Source organism: Streptomyces spongiae, from assembly GCF_009377185.1.
Taxonomy (GTDB): Bacteria; Actinomycetota; Actinomycetes; order Streptomycetales; family Streptomycetaceae; genus Streptomyces; species Streptomyces spongiae.
This window is the reverse complement of sequence record NZ_VJZC01001025.1, coordinates 1-1,645: the sequence shown is the minus strand read 5'-3', so window position 1 is coordinate 1,645 and position 1,645 is coordinate 1. Positions and strand designations below refer to the sequence as shown.

Sequence of the window (1,645 nt, the reverse complement as noted above, 5' to 3'; positions counted from 1 at the left end):
CCCCCACCGAGCCGCCCTCCACCGCACCCGCGTCTCCGCCCTGGCCGCGGGGCTCGCCGCCGCTGGCCTGCTGGCGCTCTCCGCACCCGCGTCCGCGGCCGAGGACGTCTCGGCGACACTGCGGGTCACCATCACCGGCGGCGACTCCGTGTACACCCAGATCAACGGCGACTACACCTGCTACCAGGACTTCACCGTCGGCAAGGCGAAGGACATCCCCGTGACGGTGGCCGAGGGGCAGTGGATCCAGGTCTTCAGCAGCAACGGCTGCTACGACAGCCTCACCATCGGCGGCACCTACGTCGAGCGTGACGGTCAGGTGATCGAGCTCAGTCTCTGACTCGCCCTCCGAGCGGTCAGGCCAGCGCCGCGAGGGGGTCGTCGAGGACCGGCTGCCAGGCCAACTCGGCGGCTCCCACGAGGCTGTTGTGGTTGAGCGTGCAGGCCAGGATCGGCACGCCCCCGCTCTGCCCCCACAGGCTCCGGTCGGCGACGACCGCACGCAGACGCTCGGGGTCGGCGTCGAGGAGCGTGCGGTGCAGCCCGCCGAGGATGATGCGGTCCGGGTTGAGGATGTTGACCAGGCCAGCGAGCCCCAGTCCCAGCCGGTCGATCAGGGCCTCGGCGGCCGTACGGACGGACGGGTCGGCGTACTGGGTACGGACGAGGTCGTCGGACTGCTTGAGCAGCGACACCTCGGGGCCGGGATCGCGGCCCGCCGCCGTGAGGAAGGCCAGCGGGTCTGCCTCGACGTCGAGGCAGCCGCGGCTGCCGCAGTGGCAGGGGCGGCCCTCGGGGTTGACCGTGAGGTGGCCGACCTCCAGGGCGAGGCCCGAACTCCCCGAGTGCAGACGGCCGTCGAGTACGAGCGCGCCACCCACGCCCCGGTGCCCGGTGGCCACGCACAGCAGGTCACGGGAGCCGCGTCCCGCGCCGTGGCGGTGCTCGGCGAGCGCGGCGAGGTTGACGTCGTTGGCCGCGAACGCCGGTCCGCCGATCCCGGCCGCGCGCACCCGCTCGGCGAAGATCTCCCGGACGGGCGCGCCCGCGGGCCAGGCCAGGTGCAGCGGGTTGAGGGCCAGCCCGTCCGGCTCGGCGACCGCCGACGGGACGGCGAGGCCGGCGCCCACGCATCTGCGTCCGGTGTCGTGCAGCAGTTCGGCGCCCGCGTCGACGACCGAGCCGAGCACCTTCGCCGGGTCGGCGTCGACGGTCTCGCAGCCGGGGGCCGTGGCGACGATCCGGCCGCCGAGCCCGACGAGTGCGGCGCGCCATCCGTCGGCGTGGACCTGTGCGGCGAGTGCGACGGGGCCGTCCTCGGCGAGCTCCAGCCGGTGGGAGGGGCGTCCTTGTGAGCCGGCGGCGGCGCCCGGGTGTGCGTCGACGCGGATGAGGCCGAGCGCCTCCAGTTCGGCGGCGACGGCGCCGGCGGTCGCGCGGGTGACGCCGAGTTCGGCGGTCAGTACGGCCCGGGTGGGGGCGCGGTCGGTGTGCACGAGTTCCAACGCCGGGCCGAGCGCGCCGCGCCCCCGGTCCAGTCGTGTCCGTGTGGTCCCTTCGCCCGTCGCCCTGGGGGCCGCGTTGCCGTCCATGAGGGCGAGTCTCCCATGATCGGTGCGTGGGGGGGTGGCGCGTGGGTTGGCCG

At 74.8% G+C, this 1,645-nt stretch carries 2 protein-coding genes; one reads left to right on the top strand and one right to left on the bottom strand.

Annotation, left to right across the window (positions count from 1 at the left end; translation table 11 throughout):
* Positions 1-340, top strand: a 340-nt coding sequence (locus FNH08_RS51360; protein ID WP_194238897.1) for a hypothetical protein, incomplete at its 5' end; no start/stop codon positions are given.
* Between the two features lie 16 nt (positions 341-356).
* Here FNH08_RS51360 and FNH08_RS49780 read toward each other — a convergent pair.
* A complete protein-coding gene (locus FNH08_RS49780) occupies positions 357-1,592 on the bottom strand; it encodes an ROK family protein (RefSeq protein WP_152778595.1) in 1,236 nt (411 codons plus the stop codon).
* Positions 1,593-1,645 lie beyond the last annotated feature (53 nt).

Coding starts and splice junctions, on each gene's coding strand:
- FNH08_RS49780 (WP_152778595.1), bottom strand. CDS start 1,592: ATGGACGGCAACGCGGCCCCCAGGGCGACGGGCGAAGGGACCACACGG.